Origin of the sequence: Nonomuraea sp. NPDC059023 (assembly GCF_042740095.1) — a bacterium.
In the GTDB taxonomy this organism is placed as follows: domain Bacteria; phylum Actinomycetota; class Actinomycetes; order Streptosporangiales; family Streptosporangiaceae; genus Nonomuraea.
Window position 1 is genome coordinate 131,271 of record NZ_JBHYIO010000006.1, and the last position, 18,943, is coordinate 150,213.

General features: G+C 69.4%; 16 protein-coding genes. 8 read left to right on the top strand and 8 right to left on the bottom strand.

Annotated elements, in window-relative coordinates; translation table 11 throughout:
• Window positions 1–14: 14 nt before the first annotated feature.
• Window positions 15–692, bottom strand: coding sequence for an MtrAB system response regulator MtrA (gene mtrA / locus ACFWYW_RS12615; protein WP_043620615.1), 678 nt, complete (start codon window positions 690–692; stop codon window positions 15–17).
• Between the two features lie 271 nt (window positions 693–963).
• On the opposite strand from mtrA, the gene ACFWYW_RS12620 reads away from it, so the two are divergent.
• From ACFWYW_RS12620 to ACFWYW_RS12640, 5 genes are read left to right on the top strand one after another with little or no spacing between them, the layout of a single operon-like run.
• Complete coding sequence (locus ACFWYW_RS12620) at window positions 964–2,244, top strand: glycerophosphoryl diester phosphodiesterase membrane domain-containing protein (protein ID WP_379609864.1); 1,281 nt, start codon at window positions 964–966, stop codon at window positions 2,242–2,244.
• Complete coding sequence (locus tag ACFWYW_RS12625; protein WP_379609865.1) at window positions 2,241–2,846, top strand: DUF4129 domain-containing protein; 606 nt, start codon at window positions 2,241–2,243, stop codon at window positions 2,844–2,846. The genes ACFWYW_RS12620 and ACFWYW_RS12625 overlap by 4 nt, the downstream gene beginning before the upstream one ends.
• Window positions 2,843–3,982: a DUF4350 domain-containing protein gene (locus ACFWYW_RS12630; RefSeq protein WP_379609866.1), complete on the top strand. Its 1,140-nt coding sequence runs from the start codon at window positions 2,843–2,845 to the stop codon at window positions 3,980–3,982. The genes ACFWYW_RS12625 and ACFWYW_RS12630 overlap by 4 nt, the downstream gene beginning before the upstream one ends.
• Window positions 3,972–4,958: an AAA family ATPase gene (locus ACFWYW_RS12635; RefSeq protein WP_379609867.1), complete on the top strand. Its 987-nt coding sequence runs from the start codon at window positions 3,972–3,974 to the stop codon at window positions 4,956–4,958. Before ACFWYW_RS12630 ends, ACFWYW_RS12635 begins: the two co-directional genes overlap by 11 nt.
• On the top strand, window positions 4,958–6,337 hold the full coding sequence (locus tag ACFWYW_RS12640; protein ID WP_379609868.1) for a DUF58 domain-containing protein: 1,380 nt from the start codon (window positions 4,958–4,960) through the stop codon (window positions 6,335–6,337). The genes ACFWYW_RS12635 and ACFWYW_RS12640 overlap by 1 nt, the downstream gene beginning before the upstream one ends.
• Window positions 6,338–6,378: 41 nt before the next feature.
• Here ACFWYW_RS12640 and ACFWYW_RS12645 read toward each other — a convergent pair whose 3' ends face one another.
• The gene (locus ACFWYW_RS12645; RefSeq protein ID WP_379609869.1) at window positions 6,379–7,371 is read right to left on the bottom strand and encodes a stage II sporulation protein M; all 993 of its coding nucleotides are present in this window, start codon (window positions 7,369–7,371) and stop codon (window positions 6,379–6,381) included.
• Between the two features lie 30 nt (window positions 7,372–7,401).
• Between ACFWYW_RS12645 and ACFWYW_RS12650 the strand changes: the two genes are divergently transcribed.
• Window positions 7,402–8,739, top strand: coding sequence for an RDD family protein (locus tag ACFWYW_RS12650; RefSeq protein WP_379609870.1), 1,338 nt, complete (start codon window positions 7,402–7,404; stop codon window positions 8,737–8,739).
• A gap of 4 nt (window positions 8,740–8,743) precedes the next feature.
• Here the strand turns inward: ACFWYW_RS12650 and ACFWYW_RS12655 are convergent, their stop codons facing one another.
• The 3 genes from ACFWYW_RS12655 to ACFWYW_RS12665 form a co-directional block, all read right to left on the bottom strand.
• Entirely contained in the window at window positions 8,744–10,054 is a 1,311-nt protein-coding gene (locus ACFWYW_RS12655; RefSeq protein WP_379610111.1) for an LVIVD repeat-containing protein, read from the bottom strand.
• A gap of 444 nt (window positions 10,055–10,498) precedes the next feature.
• Window positions 10,499–11,881, bottom strand: a complete 1,383-nt coding sequence (locus ACFWYW_RS12660) for an LVIVD repeat-containing protein (RefSeq protein WP_379610112.1) — start codon at window positions 11,879–11,881, stop codon at window positions 10,499–10,501.
• Window positions 11,882–11,903: 22 nt separating this feature from the next.
• Entirely contained in the window at window positions 11,904–13,316 is a 1,413-nt protein-coding gene (locus tag ACFWYW_RS12665; protein ID WP_379609871.1) for an LVIVD repeat-containing protein, read from the bottom strand.
• 164 nt (window positions 13,317–13,480) lie between these two features.
• Here ACFWYW_RS12665 and ACFWYW_RS12670 point away from each other — a divergent pair, with 164 nt between their 5' ends.
• Entirely contained in the window at window positions 13,481–14,113 is a 633-nt protein-coding gene (locus tag ACFWYW_RS12670; protein WP_379609872.1) for a DUF305 domain-containing protein, read from the top strand.
• A gap of 57 nt (window positions 14,114–14,170) precedes the next feature.
• Here the strand turns inward: ACFWYW_RS12670 and ACFWYW_RS12675 are convergent, their stop codons facing one another.
• The 3 genes from ACFWYW_RS12675 to ahcY form a co-directional block, all read right to left on the bottom strand.
• Window positions 14,171–15,481, bottom strand: coding sequence for an LVIVD repeat-containing protein (locus ACFWYW_RS12675; RefSeq protein WP_379610113.1), 1,311 nt, complete (start codon window positions 15,479–15,481; stop codon window positions 14,171–14,173).
• Between the two features lie 148 nt (window positions 15,482–15,629).
• Window positions 15,630–16,862, bottom strand: coding sequence for an adenosylhomocysteinase (locus ACFWYW_RS12680; protein WP_379609873.1), 1,233 nt, complete (start codon window positions 16,860–16,862; stop codon window positions 15,630–15,632).
• A gap of 168 nt (window positions 16,863–17,030) precedes the next feature.
• Window positions 17,031–18,458, bottom strand: a complete 1,428-nt coding sequence (ahcY, locus tag ACFWYW_RS12685) for an adenosylhomocysteinase (protein ID WP_379609874.1) — start codon at window positions 18,456–18,458, stop codon at window positions 17,031–17,033.
• 101 nt (window positions 18,459–18,559) lie between these two features.
• Here ahcY and ACFWYW_RS12690 point away from each other — a divergent pair, with 101 nt between their 5' ends.
• Window positions 18,560–18,931, top strand: coding sequence for a MerR family DNA-binding transcriptional regulator (locus tag ACFWYW_RS12690; protein WP_379609875.1), 372 nt, complete (start codon window positions 18,560–18,562; stop codon window positions 18,929–18,931).
• Window positions 18,932–18,943 lie beyond the last annotated feature (12 nt).

The window sequence follows — 18,943 nt, forward strand, 5'->3', positions numbered from 1 at the left end:
GGGGTGGTCCGGCGCTAGGCCGGGCCTGCCTTGTATCCCACGCCGCGGACCGTCACCACGATCTCCGGGTGCTCGGGGTCCTTCTCGATCTTGGCCCGGAGCCGCTGGACGTGCACGTTGACCAGACGGGTGTCGGCCGCGTGCCGGTAGCCCCAGACCTGCTCGAGCAGGACCTCGCGGGTGAAGACCTGGCGCGGCTTGCGCGCCAGCGCGACGAGCAGGTCGAACTCCAGCGGCGTGAGGTTGATGGTCTCCTCGCCGCGCTTGACGGAGTGGCCCGCCACGTCGATGGTGATGTCGCCGATCTGCAGGATCTCAGGTGTCGGCTCGTCGGTACGGCGCAGCCGCGCCCGTACCCGAGCCACGAGCTCCTTCGGCTTGAACGGCTTGACGATGTAATCGTCGGCCCCGGACTCGAGTCCGAGTACGACGTCGATCGTGTCGCTCTTGGCGGTGAGCATCACGATCGGAACCCCCGACTCCGCCCTGATCCTGCGCGCGACGTCGATGCCATCCGCCCCCGGCAGCATCAGGTCGAGCAGAACCAGGTCCGGGCGTGTATCCCGGAACGCGTCGAGGGCCTTGTCGCCGTCGGAGACAAAGGATGGTTCGAAGCCTTCTCCGCGCAACACGATGCCAAGCATCTCGGCGAGAGCGGCGTCGTCGTCGACGACCAGCACGCGACCTTTCATGGCCCCTCATTCGTTCTACGCATTGTGGGACATACCCGCATGATTGCTGTAGGTTACCCTTGCCCAGCTCATGGGTGTGACTCCAGCACATCAAAAGCCGAATTTTAGACTTGCAGCGGCGTCCACCTTCTCAGTCTGCGGTAACCGGCCGACTTTCGGCTATCCCCGAAGTTCTGCCCGGGCCGGAAACACCCTGGAATGCAGGGGTAGTTCAGCCGGGCGAAACGACCGCGTGACCCCAATGAGTCGCCCACCATGCCAGGATTGGGATATGTCAGACGGTCCTTCGCCCGAGCGGCCACCAGGATGGTCGGCCGAGCAGCCCCCACCCTACGGCGCGCCGCCGGCTTCCCCATGGACCGCGCCCGGATCCGGGCCGCAGCCGGCCTCCTACGGTCAGCCGTACGGTGAGCAGCCGCCTCCGCCCCCGCCCTACGGCGCGCGGCAACAGCCCCCTCCTCCCCCGCCGCCCCCTCCCGGAGCGCAGCCGTACCAGCAGTTGCCGCCTCCGCCCGGATACGGCCACATGCCGCCGCCGCAGCACCTGCGGCCCGGCATCATCCCGCTGCGCCCGCTGGGGCTCGGCGACATCCTCGACGGCTCCATCAAGTTCATCCGCTCCAACCCGAAGGCCATCCTCGGCATGTCGGCGCTGGCCGCCGCACTCGCCTCGGTGCCCGTGGCGATCGCCACCGCGGTGATGAACGGCCAGCTGAACACGCTCAGCCGCGACCCGGAGAGCGTCACCAGCGGCGGGATGTTCGGCACCATCGTCGCCGGCTACAGCGGCATCCTCGTCTCGGCGGTCGTCGGCTTCGTCGTGACCACCGTGCTCACGGGCATCCTGACCCGCATCCTCGGCCGTTCGGTCTTCGGTGGAAAGATCACGCCCGGCGAGGCGTGGAACCTGGTCAAGGGCAGGATCGGGGCGCTGTTCGGCGTCGTGGTGCTGGTCGGGCTGGTGATGCTGGCACCTGTCGTACCGCTGGTGGCGCTCTTCGTCGTCCTCGGCCTGAACACCAGCTCGGCGGAGGGCGCGTTCGGCCTGATCGGGCTGGGCCTCCTGATGCTGCTGCTGTACGCCGTGTACGCGTTGTTCTTCACCACCAGGTTCGCCTTCTCCGCGCCCATCGTGGTGCTGGAGGGCCGCGGGCCGGTCGAGGCCATGAAGCGCTCGTGGCGGCTGGTCACCGGCGACTTCTGGCGCGTGCTCGGCATCCTGCTCCTGACCGGGATTCTGGCGTACCTGGTCAGCAGCGTTCTGAGCATCCCCTTCTCCTTCGCCGCGCAGCTATTGGGCGTGACGGGCGCCGACGGCGTCGGCGTGGTCGCGATCAGCGCCGTCCTGATCGCGATCGGCGCCACGCTGGCCTCGATGATCGTCTACCCGTTCCAGGCGGCGGTCGCCGGTCTGCTCTACGCCGACCGCAGGATGCGCAGCGAGGCCTTCGACCTGGTCCTCCAGACCGCGGCGATCGAACAGCAGCGACAGGGGTGGGTGCACTCCTCCGCTGACGAGCTCTGGCACCCGTCGAACGCCGCCCGGTCGTGACCCCGATAGGCCGGGACGAGGCGCAGCGACGCGCCGCGGAGGAGCTGCTCAGGCCCGAGTACGAGAAGGAAGGGCTGCTCGCCCGCATCACCCGCGTGGTCCAGCAGTTCATCGGCGACCTGCTGGACGCCGCGACGGGCGGCGGCGCCGCGGGCGGCGTCATCGCGGCGATCCTCATCGGGCTGATCATCCTCGGCGTCGCGGCGCTGGTCGTCTGGCGGCTGCGCAAGACGTCCCGGCGCAACGCCCCCGCCACCGGCCTCGTCTTCGACGATCGCACGCTGACCGCCGCAGAGCACCGCGCCATCGCCGAGCGGCTGGCCGCCGAGCAGCACTGGAGCGAGGCGCTCCAGGAACGCCTGCGCGCCATCGCCCGTGACCTGGAGGAGCGCGCGCTCGTGAACGGCATGCCCGGCCGCACCGCCGACGAACTGGCCGCGGAGGCGGGGGCCGCGCTGCCCGCGTTCGCCGGCGAACTGGCCGCCGCGGCGCGCTCCTTCGACGACGTCACCTACGGCGACGTGCCCGGCACCCCCGCCGCCTACGACGCGATGACCTCCCTGGACCAGCGGCTCCAGGCGGCGAAGCCGGTGCTGGCATGAGTGTGAGCACCTCACCCACCACGGGTTCGCTGTGGCGGGCCGGCCGGTTCTGGATCGCGCTCGGCGCCCTCGTCGCGCTGACCGCGATCATCGGCGTGGTCCTCGCGCCCGGCGCCCGCGAGGCACGCCGCCTCGACCCCGCCGACACCTCGCTGGAAGGCTCGAAGGCGCTGGCCGAGCTGCTGCGCAAGCGCGGCGTCACCGTCGACAGGGTCGACTCGATCGACGCCGCGCTCGCCAAGGGCGAGGGCAGGCTCCTGCTCGTCACCCACACCGCCTACTTCGACTGGCAGCAACTCGAGCAGCTCGCCCACCTTCGGGGCGACCGGGTGATCGTCGGCGACCTGGAGGGGCTCGGCCTGCTGGCTCCCAGCATCAGGCCGCAGTCCGAGTCGGCCCGGGTGCGCTCGCGAGAGCCCGAGTGCGACCTGCCGGCCGCCAGAGCCGCGGGCAGCGCCTATCTGGGCGGCGACCTGTTCAGGGGCGCCAACGGCTGTTACCCGGGCGAGAAGGGCTCCGCGCTGGTCCAGGCGCCCGGCGAGGGCGGCACGGTCACCGTGCTCGGCGACGGCACGTTCATGACCAACCAGTACCTGGCCGAGGACGGCAACGCCGCGCTCGCGCTCAACCTGCTCGGAACCAAGCCGGCCGTCACCTGGCTGGTACGTCCCGAACAGCCGCCGACCGGCAGCCTGGCCGGGGCGGGCGGCAAGTCGCTGGGCGAACTGGTGCCGGACAGCGTGCCGTGGGCGGTGCTCGCCGCCTGCCTGGCCGTGCTCGTCACCGCCTACTGGCGCGGGCGCAGGCTCGGGCCCGTCGTCGCCGAGAAGCTGCCCGTCGTGGTGCGCGCCGCCGAGACCGTCGAGGGCCGCGGGCGCCTCTACCGGGCCAGGCGGGCCAGGGAACGGGCCGCCGCCGTGCTCAGGGCCGGGACCGTCGACCGGCTGACGCCCCGGGTCGGGCTCGCGCCCGGCGCCGGTCAGCATGAGGTCGTGACGGCGGTGGCCGTACGGACGGGACAGGACGCGCATCAGGTCGGCGGCGCGCTGTACGGCCCGCCGCCCGCCGACGACGCCGGGCTCGTCGCTCTGGCCCGATACTTGGAATTCATCGAAAGGATCGTGCGTGAACACTGAGGAGACGACGCGCGTCGCGGCCACCGCCCGGGGCGACTCGGCCAGGGAAGCGCTGGGCGCGCTGCGTGCCGAGGTGTCCAAGGCCGTGGTCGGCCAGGACGCGGTGGTGACGGGCCTGGTCATCGCACTGCTGTGCCGCGGGCACGTGCTGCTCGAAGGCGTACCCGGCGTCGCCAAGACCCTGATGGTGCGTACGCTGTCGTCGGCACTGTCCCTGGACTTCAAGCGGGTGCAGTTCACCCCCGACCTGATGCCCGGCGACGTGACCGGCTCGCTGATCTACGACGCCAAGACCGCCGAGTTCGAGTTCCGCGAGGGACCGGTCTTCACCAACCTCATGCTCGCCGACGAGATCAACCGCACGCCGCCGAAGACGCAGGCCGCGCTGCTGGAGGCCATGGAGGAGCGGCAGGTCAGCGTCGAGGGCACCGCGCGCATGCTGCCCGATCCGTTCGTGGTGTGCGCGACCCAGAACCCCGTCGAGTACGAGGGCACCTACCAGCTCCCCGAGGCCCAGCTCGACCGGTTCCTGCTGAAGCTGACCGTGCCGCTGCCGCCGCGCGAGCAGGAGATCGCGGTGCTCCAGCGCCACGCGAACGGCTTCGACCCGCGCGACCTGTCGGAGATCAAGCCCGTGGCCACCGCCGAGGACCTCGCCGCGGGCCGCGAGGCCGTCGCGAAGGTGCACGTGGCGCCCGAGGTGCTCAGCTACATCGTCGACGTCGGCCGGGCCACGCGCACCTCGCCGTCGCTGCAGCTCGGCGTCTCGCCGCGTGGCGCCACCGCGCTGCTGGCCGCCGCGCGGGCGTGGGCGTGGCTGTCCGGCCGGCCGTACGTCACTCCGGACGACGTCAAGGCGCTGGCCCGTCCGGCGCTGCGCCACCGCATCCAGCTGCGGCCGGAGGCCGAGCTGGAGGGCGCGACCGCCGACGGCCTGCTCGACGGCATCCTGGCCTCGGTCCCGGTCCCGCGCTGATGGCTCTCACGGGGCGGGCCGCGCTGGTCGCGGCGGTGGGGATCGTGGTGGTGCTGATCGCGCCCGAGCCCGGGTTCGCGCTGCTCGGCTGGCTGTTCGTGCTGGCCGCCGCGATCACCGTCGACCTCGTGCTCGCGGGCTCCGTGCGCCCGCTGCGCTTCCACCGCTCAGGCGACAATCTGGTACGGCTCGGCCAGACCGGCACCATCGAGCTGACCGTGGAGAACCCCGGCCCCCGCAGGGTCCAGGGCGTGCTCAGAGACGCCTGGCCGCCCTCGGCCGGAGCCACACCCCGCGAGCTGAAGCTGGACGTCCCGGCGGGCGAACGCCGCCGCCTGGTCGTGACGCTGACCCCGACCAGGCGCGGCGACCGCGCCTCCGCCTCGGTGACGGTCCGCTCCGTGGGCCCGCTCGGCCTGGCCGCCAGGCAGGGCGCCCACAGCGCGCCCTGGTCGGTACGCGTGCTGCCGCCGTTCCTGTCCCGCAAGCACCTGCCCTCGCGCCTGGCCAAGCTGCGTGAGCTCGAAGGCCAGCACCCCGCGCTGGTACGCGGCCAGGGCACCGAGTTCGACTCGCTGCGCGAGTACGTGGTCGGCGACGACGTGCGTTCCATCGACTGGCGGGCCAGCGCCCGCCGCCACGACGTGGTCGTCCGCACGTGGCGTCCCGAACGCGACCGCAGGGTCCTCATCGTCCTGGACACCGGCCGCACGTCCGCCGGCCGCGTGGGCACCGCCCCCGTCCCGCTGACCGGCGACACCGGCAGGGCGCCCCTGGAGTCCCTCACCTCGCCTGACCAGGCCCGCCCCGTCCCCGGCTGGCCCCGCCTGGACTGGTCCATGGACGCCGCGCTGCTGCTGGCCGCCCTGGCCGCCCGCGCCGGCGACCGCGTCGACTTCCTCGCCTACGACCGCGCGGTGCGCGCCTGGGTCTCCGGCGCCTCCCGAACCGAGTTGCTCACCGCGCTCGTCAACTCGATGGCCCCCATCGAGGCGGAACTCGTCGAAGCCGACTCCCCCGGCATGGTGGCCGGCATCCTGTCCCGCGCAAAGCGCCGCTGCCTCGTGGTCCTGCTGACCGACCTGAACGCGTCGGCGCTGGACGAGGGCCTGATGCCGGTCCTGCCCCAGCTGTCCTCGCGCCATCTGGTCCTGGTCGCCGGCGTGTCCGACCCGGCGGTGGCCGACATGGCGGGCCGCAAGGCGACGGCGGAGGAGGTGTACGACGCCGCGGCCGCCGAATACACCCGCATCGAACGCCGCCGGATCACCGCGAGGTTGCGCCGCCACGGGGTGGAGGTCGTGGACGCCGCCCCTGAGGACATCGCCCCCGCCCTGGCCGACGCCTACCTCGCCCTGAAGGCCGCCGGCCGCCTCTGAGCCGTGTCTGAGCCGCCTCTGAGCCGTGTCTGTGCCCGAGGTCAGGCCGTGGGGGCGAGGTCGGGGGCGCGTTCCACGTCGCCGGTCTCCTGGGCACGCATGGCCCGGCGGCCGTAGAAGACCACGTACGCCAGGAAGGCCGCCTCCGCCAGGACGCCGATGGCGATGCGGGCCCAGGTCGGCAGGCCGGACGGGGTGACGAACGCTTCGATCAGGCCCGACACGAACAGCACCACGACCAGGCCCATGGCCACGCTCATCACCGCCCTGCCCTGCTCGGCCAGCGCCTCGGCGCGCCTCCTGGGACCTGGGTCGATGACCGTCCAGCCAAGTCGCAGGCCCACCGCCGCGGCCAGGAAGACCGCCGTCAGCTCCAGCAGGCCGTGCGGGGTGATCAGGCCGAAGAAGATGTCGAGCTTGCCGCGGGAGGCCATGAGCCCGCCGGAAACGGCCACGTTGGCGGCGTTCTGGAACAGGAAGTAGGGGATGGGCAGGCCCATGAAGATGGCGCCGATGAGCATCAGCGCGGCCACCCAGGCGTTGTTGATCCACACCCGGCTGGCGAAGGACGCCGCCGGATTCTCCGAGTAGTAGTCGGCGAAGTCGTGCTCGACCAGCTGGGTGATCTCCTCCGGGGTGGCGATCGCCCGCTGTACCTCGGGGTTGCCCGCGACCCACGCGCCCATCACCCACGACACGACGACGAACGCCACCGTCGCCGCCAGCCACCACCACCGCGCCCGGTAGGCCACCACGGGGAACGACACCGTGAAGAAGCGCGCGAATTCCCGCCAGGCCGGCACGTGCGCCCCCGTCACCGCCGAACGCGCCCGCGCCACCAGGGCGGACAGGCGGCCGGTCAGCATCGCGTCGGTCGAGGCCGAGCGGACGATGGACAGGTGCGTCGACACCCGCTGGTACAGCTCGACGAGCTCGTCCACCTCCGCCCCGGTCAGCCTGCCGCGGTGCTTGACCAGATGATCCAGCCGATCCCAGGTGGGACGGTGTGCGGCGATGAACGCGTCGATATCCACCCGACCATTGTCACCGACTAGGCTCCCGGTATGTCCGAGGTTGTGACGGGAGACGCCGTCGTCGTCGAAGTACGCGTGGCGCAGATGCCCTCGCGGGCCGTCGCGGTCGTGATCGACATGCTGGTCCAGGGCGTTCTGATGATCGGGTTCGCCGTCCTGCTGCTCAATTTCGCGGGCATCAGCGACTCCGCGTTGTTCGCCGCGGCCAACATCGTCATGGTCGTGCTGGTGATCGTCGGCTACCCCGTCATCTTCGAGACGGCCACGCGCGGACGCAGCCTGGGCAAACTGGCGCTCGGCCTGCGGGTGGTGGGTGACGACGGCAGTCCGGAGCGGTTCCGGCAGGCGTTGATGCGGGGGCTGGCGGGGGTGATGGAGTTCTGGATGTTCTCCGGCGCCCCGGCCCTGATCTCGTCCCTGGTCTCGCAGCGCGGCAAGCGGCTCGGTGACGTGTTCGCCGGGACGATCGTGATCTCGGAACGGGCGCCGCGCGACACCACCCAGGCGATCGTGATGCCGCCTCAGCTGGCCGCCTGGGCCGCGCGGCTGGAGCTGTCCCAGTTGCCCGACGACGTGGCCTCGGCGGCCCGGCAGTACCTGGCGCGCTGGTATGACCTCGCGCCCGCCGTACAGCACGAGATGGGTGTGCGCATCGCCAACCAGGTCGCCTCCTACGTCTCGCCCGCCGCCCCCGGTGGCGCGCCGCCGCACGCGTACCTGAGCGCCGTCCTGGCCGAGCGCCGCCGCCGCGAGGAGGTACGGCTCGCCCGCCACACCCGCCTCCCAGCCCCCTGGTCTCAACCCCCAGGCCCCCAACCCGTCCAGCCCGCCGGCCCCGCGCACACCCAGCAGCCCATCCCCGCGCCCCCAACCCCCTGGGCTCAGCCTCCCGGCGCCCCGCACCCGCAGCCCGTCGGCGCCCAGCCCGCTCCGGTGCCGCCGGGTCGATGGGCTCAGCAGGAACCGGCCGCACCGTGGTCCCAGCCTTGGCAGGTGCCGCAGTCGGCGTCGCCGGTGCCGCAGCCCTCGGTGCCGCAGCCTTCGCCGCCGGGGACCGTTTCGCCGAACCCTTGGGCATTGCCCGGACAGTCGGCGCCCGCCCAGCAGGCGGCCCAGCCCCAGCCCGCGACGGGATGGCACCCGGGCCCCACGCTTCCGTCGCCCCAGGGACCGCAGGCGCCCGTTCAGCCCGAGACGGGATGGCAGCCCGGCCACGTGAGCCCGCAGCACCCGATGCCGCACCCCGCCCAGCCAGGTCCCGTCCAGGCGGGGCCCGGGGTGGACCGGCGGCCCACGGCGTTGCCCGACTACCGCAGGCCGGAGGAGCCGCCCGGTGTCACGCCGGGCGGGTTCGCGCCGCCTGCCTAGGACGTCAGTAGCCGTACTGGGTCTGGGTGTTGAGGATCTTGAACTTCACGTTCTTGGCCGGGTCGGTGCGCGGGTCGTCGATGCGCAGCACGTCCAGGCCCTTCTGGATGTCGCTGCTGTAGACGTACCCGTTGTAGTAGTACGCCGACCAGGAGCCGGCGATGTCGCTGCCCTTGAACGGCGGGCGCTCGAAGTAGCCGATCTCCTGCGGCCGGGCAGGGTCGGTGAAGTCGACGAACGACACGCCGCCCTGGTACCAGGCCTGGACCATGATGTCCTTGCCCTTGACGGGGATGAGCGAGCCGTTGTGGGCGACGCAGTTCTGGCGCTTGTCCTGGGTGCGGGGAATCTTGAAGTACGCCCGCTTGGCCAGCTCCACGCCGGAGATGTCGTACACGGCGTCGGCGCCCCGCTCGGGCCCGGTGGCCTTGTCGCAGACGCCCGCGGCGCCGCCGCCGAGCTCGTCGGTGAAGAACACCTTGGTGCCCGCGTTGTTGAACGTGGCCGAGTGCCAGAAGGCGAAGTTCTCGTCGGTGACGCGGGCGGTGACCTTCGGCTTCTCGCGGTCGGCGATGTCGAGCAGCACTCCGTCGCCCATGCAGGCGCCGGCGGCGAGGTCCTTGGCCGGGTACACGGTGATGTCGTGGCAGCCGGAGGTGGTCGGCCCGCCGGACTGCTCGGGGAAGAGCACGGGCGTGGCGACGACCTTGGCCGCGGTGGGCTTCTTCAGCGGCACCTTGACGATGGAGATCTTGTCGTGCGGCGGCTTGCACCCGGCGAGAATGTCCCCCGGCCCGTACGAGGAGACGTAGAGGTAGACCGCCTTGCCCTTCTTGTCCGGCACCAGCGTGTGCGTATGGGAGCCGCAGGCGGTCTTCACGGCCTTGATGTACTTGGGCCGCGCCTTGTCACTGATGTCGAAGATCCGGATGCCTTCCCAGGCGCCCTTGTCCGTCGGCGAACCGTACTCGCTGGAGCACGAGTCACCGGTACGCGACTCGTCCACCGACAGGAACAGCAGCTTCCCGACAACGGAAACGTCGTTCTGCGCCCCCGGACAAGAAACGCGGCTGACGACCCGCGGCTTGGCCGGATCGCCGATGTCGTACACGGTGAAGCCGTTGTAGTTGCCCTGGTACGCGTACCGCCCCTGGAAGGCCAGGTCGGTGTTGTAGGCGTCCTCGGCGGCGAAGGGCCCCTGTTTCGGCACATTGGCCACGTGCTTGACGTTGGCGCTGGTCTCGGGCTTCTCGGGCTTCTCGGTCGCGTGGGCGGGCACGGCTCCCAGGAGCGCCAGTCCGGCCACCGCGGACATCAGGACCCTGCCGACTCTGGACACCACACAGACCTCCCCTGATCACCTGATGTCCCACTATGTCAGCAATCTTGACCGTAACGGCGCCCGACCCCGTCCGACGTGAGAAGCGACCCCCACGATCGGCGCCCGCACACGACGGCGGGTGGCGGTGGGGCGGCTTGCCGTAGGGGATGGAGGGCCGTGACGGAAACCCACGCCAGACGAGAAGCCGCACAGTGTGCACGGGGAGGAGACCCGCGGAGAAGCGCGGCAACGACCGGATCGAGCGGACGGAGGCGACCCGGCGAAGAGGCGAAAGGCAGTGGGGCGCAGGGGTGACGGCGGGCCGGAGAAAAGGGGCTCGCCCCCACGGAAGGTGTGGGGGCGAGCTTTGAAGCGGGCGAGCCCTGCAACGGGCGAGCCTTGAAGCGGGCGAGACTGAAGCGGGGAGCCCAGAGCGGGCTAGTGGTGCCAGCCCCAATCCCGGTAAGACTCCTGGGTCTGGACGTTGAGGCGGTCGGTGCGGACGCGGTCGGCGCCGCGGACCAGGGGGTCGTTGACCTTGAGCACGTCGAGGCCGTTGTGGAAGTCGGCCGCGTAGATGTAGCCGTTGTAGTAGTACGCCGACCAGATGCCGCCGCCACCCTGGCTGGCCGGCCCCCGCTCGAAGTACCCGAACTCACGCGGCCGCGAGATGTCCGTGAAGTCCACGAACGAGACGCCGCCCTGGTACCAGGCCTGGACCATGATGTCCTTGCCCTTGACCGGGATGAGCGAGCCGTTGTGGGCCACGCAGTTCTCGCTGTCCGCCTGGTGGCGGGGGATCTTGAAGTAGCTGCGGAACTTGAGCTGGCCCCTGCGGATGTCGTAGTAGGCGTTGGCGCCGCGGGTCGGGCCGGTCGCCTCGTTGCAGGTGGCCGCGCCGCCGCCGCCGAGCTCGTCGGTGAAGACGACCTTCCTGGCGTCGTTGGTGAACGTCGCCGAGTGCCAGAACGCGAAGTTCGGGTCGGTGGTCCTGGCGGTCACCTTCGGGTTGAGCCGGTCGCGGATGTCGAACAGCACGCCGTCACCCATGCAGGCGCCGGCCGCGATGTCCTTCTCGGCGTAGGCGGTGATGTCGTGGCAGCCGCTGGTGGGCACCAGCAGGCCGGGCTGGGTCTCGTTGCCGCCGTCGGGGAAGACGACCGGCGTGGCGGCGACCGCGGCGGCCGTCGGGTCGCGCAGCGGGACCTTGATGATGGAGATCTTGTCGTGCGGCGGCGCGCAGTCGGGGAAGTTCGCCGCGGGCAGGTACGACGAGACGTACACGTAGAGGTTGCGCCGGCGGTCGTGGCCCTTGCCCGGCACCAGGGTCAGCGTGTGCGAACCGCAGTTCGTCTCGACCGACTTGATGTACTTGGGGTTGGCCTTGTCGCTGACGTCGAAGATCCGGACGCCTTCCCAGGACTCCTTGATCGTGGCGCTCTGGCCGGTGCTGCTACAGGAGTCGTTGTTGCGGGAGGAGTCTACGGCGGCGAAGAGCAGGTCGCCGTAGACGGAGACGTCCATCTGGGAACCGGGGCAGACGACCGAGCTGACGACCTTGGTCCGCTTCGGGTTGCTGATGTCGTAGATGGAGAAACCGCCGTAGTTACCGACGTAGGCGTAGTTGCCCTGGAAGGCGATGTCGGTGTTGATGGTGGCGGCGATCGGGGCCGGCTTGGGCACGTTGAGCACGTGCGAGACGTTCGGGCTGGTCACCACCGTGTCGACCGGTGGGATGTCGTTGGCGGCCGCGGGAACCGCCGTCGCCGCTAAGGCGACGGCGGCACCGGCCGCGACGAGGAAGCGCCGTGACTTGGACAGCAGCAAGGGAGAGTCCTCCTGGTCAGTCGTGGTCGTGACCGTGACCACGGTCGGGGTAAGAGGTCTGGGTCTGGGGGTTGAGGCTGTCCAGGCGGACACGCTTGGCCTGGTCGGTACGCCGGTCGTCGATCGACAGCACGTCGAGCCCGAGGTTGAAGTCGGAGCCGTAGATGTGGCCGTTGTAGTAGTAGGCCGACCAGAAGCCGCCGGACAGGGCCGGGGCGGTGTTGTCGGGGCCGCGCTCGTACCAGCCGATCTCCTTCGGGCGGGCCGAGTCGGTGAAGTCGACGATCGAGATGCCGCCCTGGTACCAGGCCTGGACCATGATGTCCTTGCCCTTGACCGGGATCAGCGAGCCGTTGTGGGCGACGCAGTTCTCCGTGTCCGCCTGCGGGCGCGGGATCTTGAAGTAGCTCTTGAACTTGAGCTGGCCCCTGCGGATGTCGTAGTAGGCGTTGGCGCCGCGGTTCGGGCCGATGACGGTGTTGCAGGTGGCCGCGCCGCCGCCACCGAGTTCGTCGGTGAAGACGACCTTGTTGCCGTTGTTGTTGAAGGTCGCCGAGTGCCAGAACGCGAAGTTGACGTCGTCACGGACGGTGGCGGTGACCCTGGGGTTGAGGCGGTCGGAGATGTCCATCAGGATGCCTTCGCCCATGCAGGCGCCGGCCGCGATGTCCTTCTCGGCGTAGACGGTGATGTCGTGGCAGCCACTGGTGGCCGACTTGCCGTCCGGGTAGGGCAGCGGAACCCCGGGGTTGCCGCCGTCGGGGAAGAGCACCGGCGTGGCGGCGACGGCGGCGGCCGTCGGGTTGCGCAGGGGCACCTTGATGATCGAGATCTTGTCGTGCGGTACGCCGCAGTCCGGGAAGTCGGCCCGGGGGCTGTAGGAGGAGACGTACACGTAGAGGTTGCGCCGGCGGTCGTGGCCCTTGCCGGGCACGAGGCTCAGGGTGTGCGAGCCGCAGTTCGTCTCGACCGACTTGATGTACTTGGGGTTGGTCTTGTCGCTGATGTCGAAGATCCGGACGCCTTCCCAGGACTCCTTGATCGTGGCGCTCTGGCCGGTGCTGCTACAGGAGTCGTTGTTGCGGGAGGAGTCGACGGCGGCGAAGAGCAGGTCACCGTAGACGGAGACGTCCATCTGGCCGCCCGGGCAGATCACGGAGCTGACCAGCGACGTCCGCGAAGGACGCCGGATGTCGTAGATCGAGAAGCCGTAGTAGTTGCCGACGTAGGCGTAGTTGCCCTGGAAGGCCATGTCGGTGTTGATGTCGGCGAGCGCGGCGGGCTTCGGAACGTTCGTGACCTGCCGCATGTTGTCGCTCATGACCACCTCGCCGGGGGCGGGGATGTCGGCCGCCTGAGCGGGCAGCACACCTCCGACCAGGGCGATGGCGGCACCGAGCACGATGAGGGCCCTGCGGGGGGATAACACTTAGTCCTCCTATAAAGGGGGCATAAATGAAGAAATTTTCGTACGAAAACGGTCATTTGGCCAGCACGCAAGCTGTCAAAGTTTGTAGCAATTTGCCGTCTTCCAACCTGCGCGATCGTCGTCTAGAGTGCGCTTTTACGACATGGGGTAGTCAGGGAGGCCAGTTGCGCGTCGCGCTCATCGTCGTCATGGGCGCGGTTGTCGCCCTCGCCGGGTGCACCGGCGAGAAGCAGGCACCCCCTCGTGCCGACTCCACGGCTCCCGTCATCGCGCCGGGCCGTCCCGGGGAGAGCGCCAAGACGCTGTCGCCCTCCGAGGCCGCCACGGCCGTACCGTCGCCGACGGCCAACGCCTCGGACATCAAGTACATGCAGGACATGATCATCCATCACCGCCAAGCGCTGGACATGTCGGTTCTCGCCCCGAACCGGGCCGAGGCGGCCAGGGTCAAGGGCCTCGCGTCGCGGATCAAGGACGCCCAGGGCCCCGAGATCCAGTACATGACCACCTGGCTCCAGGAACAGAGCCAGAAGGTGCCCGAGCACCACGCGCAGCACCAGGGCATGCCGGGCATGGCCACGCCGGAGCAGATGGCGGCGCTCAAGGCCGCCACCGGCAAGGCGTTCGACAAGCTCTTCCTGGACCTGATGATCAAGCACCACCTGGGCGCGCTCACGATGACCGAGCAGGTGCTCAAGGGCGGCTCGCACATCAGGGTCGAGGAGCTGGCCAACGACGTCGGCGTCACCCAGGCGGCCGAGATCCGCCGCATGCAGCAGATCCAGTCGGAGCTCTAGAAGCTCCTCAGTGGGTACGGCCCGCCGGGCCGCGAGCCGTACCCCGGAGAAGGGCTCTTACCAGCCGCGCTCGGGATAGCGGGACTGGGTCTGCGCGTTGAGCAGGGACAGCTTCACGCGGTTGGCCGAGTTCGTCCGCCGGTCGTCGACCTTGAGCACGTCGAACCCGCGGGCGATCTCGCTGCCGTAGATGTAGCCGTTGTAGTAGTACGTGGACCAGTAGCCGCCCAGCACGAGCTGCGTCGGGTCGACCGGTCCCTGGTCGTAGAAGGCGATCTCCTTGGGCCGCGAGGAGTCGGTGAAGTCCCACACCGACAGGCCGCCCTGGTACCAGGCCTGGACCATGATGTCGCGGCCCTTGACCGGCAGCAGCGAGCCGTTGTGGGCGACGCAGTTCTCCTGGTCGGTCTGCGGGCGGGAGATCTTGTAGTAGCTCTTGAAGATCAGCCGGTGGCCGCGCAGCTCGTAGATCGCGTCGGCGCCGCGGTTCGGGGCCTGCGCGGTGGTGCACATGGCCTCGACGCCGCCGCCGAGCTCGTCGGTGAAGACGACCTTGTTTCCGTCGTTGTTGAACGTGGCCGAGTGCCAGAACGCGAAGTTCGGGTCGGTCGTCCTGGCCTTGATCCGCGGCCGTTCCCGGTCACGGATGTCGAAGATCACGCCATCTCCCATGCAGGCGCCGGCGGCGAGGTCCTTCTCGGCGTAGACGGTGATGTCGTGGCAGCCGCTGGTGGGCAGCAGCAGGCCGGGCTGGGTCTCGTTGCCGCCGTCGGGGAAGACGACCGGGGTGCCCACCAGCGAGGCCGCCGCCGGGTTGGCGAACGGCACCTTCACGACCGAGATCTTGTCGTGCGGCGGCTGGCAGTCGGGGAAGTTGGCCGCGGGCAGGTAGGAGGAGACGTAGACGTAGAAGAACTTCCTGGCGTCGCGCCCTCTGGCGGGCACCAGGGTGTGCGTGTGGGAGCCGCAGTTCGTCTCGACGGACTTGACGTACCTGGGGTTGCGCTTGTCGCTGACGTCGAAGATCCGCACGCCCTCCCAGGACTCCTTGACCGTCGCGCTCTGCGGCGTGCTCTGGCAGGAGTCGTTGTTGCGGGAGGAGTCGACCGAGGTGACCAGGACGTCACCCAGGATCGTCACGTCCATCTGACCGCCCGGACAGCTCACCGAGCTGACGAGCTGGGGCGACTTCGGGTTCTTGATGTTGTAGATGGAGAACCCGTTGAAGTTGCCGACGTAGGCGTAGTCCCCCTGGAAGGCGAGGTCGCTGTTGACGGCCGCACCGGCCGGCAGGTCGAGGTGCGCTTCCAGACGGATGTTGTCGCTCTTGACGACGTCGTCCGCGGCGTTCGCGGGCGTCCCGGCCATGACGGTGGCCAGAGCCAGAGCTGCTATGGCAGCCAGGCGGGAGGATAAGACGGCGATTCTCACCGGAGGCCTCCTACGGATGGAAGTGCCCCGAATTATCCGCCTATCTAATGATCGAACCCGTGTTTGTCCGGTTTCTGTCACACACTCAGGAGCCGTAACGCCACGAGTGCAGGTACTCCTCCTGCTCGGCGGTGAGCGTGTCGATCTCCACTCCGGTCGCGGCCAGCTTGAGCCGCGCGACCTCCACGTCGATCTCCCCGGGTACGTCGTAGACGCCCGGAGCCAGCCCGAAACGCTCCTTGGCCAGCCAGGTCACGGCCAAAGCCTGGGCGGAGAACGACAGGTCCATGACCGCCGCCGGATGCCCCTCGGCCGCCGTCAGGTTGACCAGCCGCCCCTCGGCCAGCAACAGCAGGCGGCGCCCGTCGGCCAGCACGTACTCGTCGGTGTTGGGCCGCACCCCGCGGTGCACCTCCACGCCGAGCCCGTCGAGCGCCCGCACGTCGATCTCCACGTCGAAGTGCCCGGCGTTGGCCAGAATCGCCCCGTCCTTCATCACCGCGAGATGCTCGCTCCTGATCACGTCGCGGTTGCCGGTGACGGTGATGAACACGTCGCCGTCCTCGGCCGCCCGCCCCATCCCCATGACCTCGTAGCCCTGGAGCGTGGCGTCCAGCGCCTTGACCGGGTCCACCTCGGTGACGACCACCCGGGCCCCGAGCCCCTTGGCCCGCTCGGCCACACCCCGCCCGCAGTAACCGAACCCGGCCACGACCACGGTCTTGCCGGCCAGCATGGTGTTGGTGGCGCGCATGATCCCGTCGAGCGTCGACTGCCCGGTCCCGTAGCGGTTGTCGAACATCCGCTTGGTCCGCGTGTCGTTGACGGCGACGACCGGAAACCGCAGCGCCCCCTCGGCAGACATCTGCCGCAACCGAATGACCCCGGTCGTGGTCTCCTCACACCCCCCGGAAACCTGCCCGAGAAGATCGGTCCGCTCGGTGTGCAGAATGTTGACCAGGTCACAGCCATCATCAAGCACCAGATCAGGCGAAATATCCAACGCTTGATGAATATGCCGGTAGTAGGTCCCCCGATCCACCCCAGCCCGCGCATAAACCGAAATGTCATACCCAGCCAGCGCCTCCGCCACATCATCCTGAGTGGACAACGGATTGGAAGCCGCCAAAGCGATCCGAGCGCCCCCGGCCCGCAAAGCCCCCATGAGCACAGCGGTCTCGGCAGTCACATGCAGGCAAGCCGCGATGGTCAACCCGGAAAGCGGCTTCTCATCATCAAAGCGCGCCCCGATGGCGGTCAGCACAGGCATGGCCCGAGCCGCCCAACTGATCCGCCGCTCCCCCAGCTCCATCGACATCTCCTAGATATGGCCATGTACGGCGGCGCCCCCAAGACCACCCAGGCGGTCAAGGGGGCGCCGTAACGGCGAGCACCACGTCCGACGTGAGAAGCGACCCCCACGATCGGCGCCCGCCAGGTGCGGCGGGTGGCGTGGGGGCGGCTTGCCGTAACTTAGAGAAAAGGTTTAGTAACGGTAGTGGTCGGGCTTGTACGGGCCCTCGACGTCGACGCCGATGTACTCGGCCTGCTCCTTGGTGAGGGTCGTGAGCTTGACGCCCAGGGCGTCGAGGTGCAGGCGGGCGACCTTCTCGTCCAGGTGCTTGGGCAGGACGTAGACGCCGATCGGGTACTCCTCCGTCTTGGCGAAGAGCTCGATCTGCGCGATCACCTGGTTGGTGAAGGAGTTCGACATGACGAAGCTCGGGTGGCCGGTGGCGCAGCCGAGGTTCATCAGGCGGCCCTCGGCCAGCACGATGATGCTGTGACCGTCAGGGAAGATCCACTCGTCGACCTGGGGCTTGATGTTGTTGCGGACGATGCCCTCGGTCTTCATGAGGCCGGCCATGTCGATCTCGTTGTCGAAGTGGCCGATGTTGGAGACGATCGCCTGGTGCTTCATCTTCGCCATGTGGTCGGCGCGGATGATGTCGAAGTTGCCGGTCGTGGTCACGAAGATGTCGGCGATGCCGACGACCTCGTCCAGCGTGGTGACCTGGAAGCCGTCCATGGCCGCCTGCAGGGCGCAGATCGGGTCGATCTCGGTGACGATGACGCGGGCGCCCTGGCCCTTCAGCGCGTCGGCGCAGCCCTTGCCGACGTCGCCGTAGCCGCAGATCACGGCCACCTTGCCGCCGATGAGCACGTCGGTGGCGCGGTTGAGGCCGTCGATGACGGAGTGGCGGCAGCCGTACTTGTTGTCGAACTTCGACTTGGTGACCGAGTCGTTGACGTTGATGGCCGGGAACAGCAGCGTGCCGTTCTTGAACATCTCGTACAGGCGGTGGACGCCGGTCGTGGTCTCCTCGGTGACGCCCTTGATGCGCTCGGCGGTCTTGGTCCAGCGCTTCTCGTCACCGACCGTGCGCTTGAGCAGGTCGATGATGACGTGCCACTCCTCCGGGTCGTTCTCGGTGGCGGAGGGTACGGCGCCGGACTTCTCGTACTCGGCGCCCCGGTGGACCAGCAGCGTGGCGTCGCCGCCGTCGTCCAGGATCATGTTGGGGCCGTCACCACCCGGCCAGGCGAGCGCCTGGTCGGTGCACCACCAGTACTCCTCCAGCGTCTCGCCCTTCCAGGCGAAGACCGGCACACCCTGCGGGTTCTCGACGGTGCCGTTGGGGCCGACGACGACCGCGGCGGCGGCGTGGTCCTGGGTGGAGAAGATGTTGCAGCTCACCCAGCGGACCTCGGCGCCCAGCGCGACCAGCGTCTCGATGAGGACGGCGGTCTGGATTGTCATGTGCAGCGAGCCCATGATCTTCGCACCGCGCAGGGGCTGGGAGGCCGCGTACTCCTTGCGAACCGCCATGAGGCCGGGCATCTCGTGCTCGGCGAGCCGGATCTCCTTGCGCCCGAACTCGGCCAGCGAAAGGTCGGCGACCTTGAAGTCCATCTGGGTTCCCCTCGTGTCACGAAGTTGTCGCCTGCGAGTTTAGGCACCAGATGAAGCCAGTCGCGACTCACAGACCCCGAATCTGACGTAAGAATGTAAGAATGCGGATTACGGAGGCTGCGAAGCGGCTAGGAATGTCGCCCAGAATGCTCAGATACCGCGAAGCGCTGGGCCTTCTGCCCCCGGTACGCGAGCAGGGCGCCCACCGGCGCTTCGGCGACGAAGAACTCCAGGCCGTCGCCCAAGGCGTGGACCTGGAACGACGCTTCGACGTCTCCCCCGCCGAACTGGCCTTCGCGCTGCGCGTGCTGAGCGAGCCGGCGGTCGCCCAGGCCGTACGTGAGCTGGGCATCCGCATCGGCCGGCTGCAGGCCCCGCGCCGCGCGCTCGACTTCGAGAAGGAGAAGGCGCTCCGCCTTCTGCGAACCTCCGGACACTCTCCCGCATCCAACCCCAGGAAAGGTGATCGCTAGCGCGTCGGGGGG

What these genes read in the sequence shown, in the direction of transcription:
- ACFWYW_RS12690 (WP_379609875.1), top strand. Translation starts at nt 18,560, where the DNA reads ATGCGGATTACGGAGGCTGCGAAGCGGCTAGGAATGTCGCCCAGAATG.
- ACFWYW_RS12620 (WP_379609864.1), top strand. Translation starts at nt 964, where the DNA reads ATGTCAGACGGTCCTTCGCCCGAGCGGCCACCAGGATGGTCGGCCGAG.
- ACFWYW_RS12650 (WP_379609870.1), top strand. Translation starts at nt 7,402, where the DNA reads ATGTCCGAGGTTGTGACGGGAGACGCCGTCGTCGTCGAAGTACGCGTG.
- ACFWYW_RS12630 (WP_379609866.1), top strand. Translation starts at nt 2,843, where the DNA reads ATGAGTGTGAGCACCTCACCCACCACGGGTTCGCTGTGGCGGGCCGGC.
- ahcY (WP_379609874.1), bottom strand. Translation starts at nt 18,458, where the DNA reads ATGGACTTCAAGGTCGCCGACCTTTCGCTGGCCGAGTTCGGGCGCAAG.
- mtrA (WP_043620615.1), bottom strand. Translation starts at nt 692, where the DNA reads ATGAAAGGTCGCGTGCTGGTCGTCGACGACGACGCCGCTCTCGCCGAG.
- ACFWYW_RS12640 (WP_379609868.1), top strand. Translation starts at nt 4,958, where the DNA reads ATGGCTCTCACGGGGCGGGCCGCGCTGGTCGCGGCGGTGGGGATCGTG.
- ACFWYW_RS12680 (WP_379609873.1), bottom strand. Translation starts at nt 16,862, where the DNA reads ATGTCGATGGAGCTGGGGGAGCGGCGGATCAGTTGGGCGGCTCGGGCC.
- ACFWYW_RS12655 (WP_379610111.1), bottom strand. Translation starts at nt 10,054, where the DNA reads ATGTCCGCGGTGGCCGGACTGGCGCTCCTGGGAGCCGTGCCCGCCCAC.
- ACFWYW_RS12675 (WP_379610113.1), bottom strand. Translation starts at nt 15,481, where the DNA reads ATGGCCGGGACGCCCGCGAACGCCGCGGACGACGTCGTCAAGAGCGAC.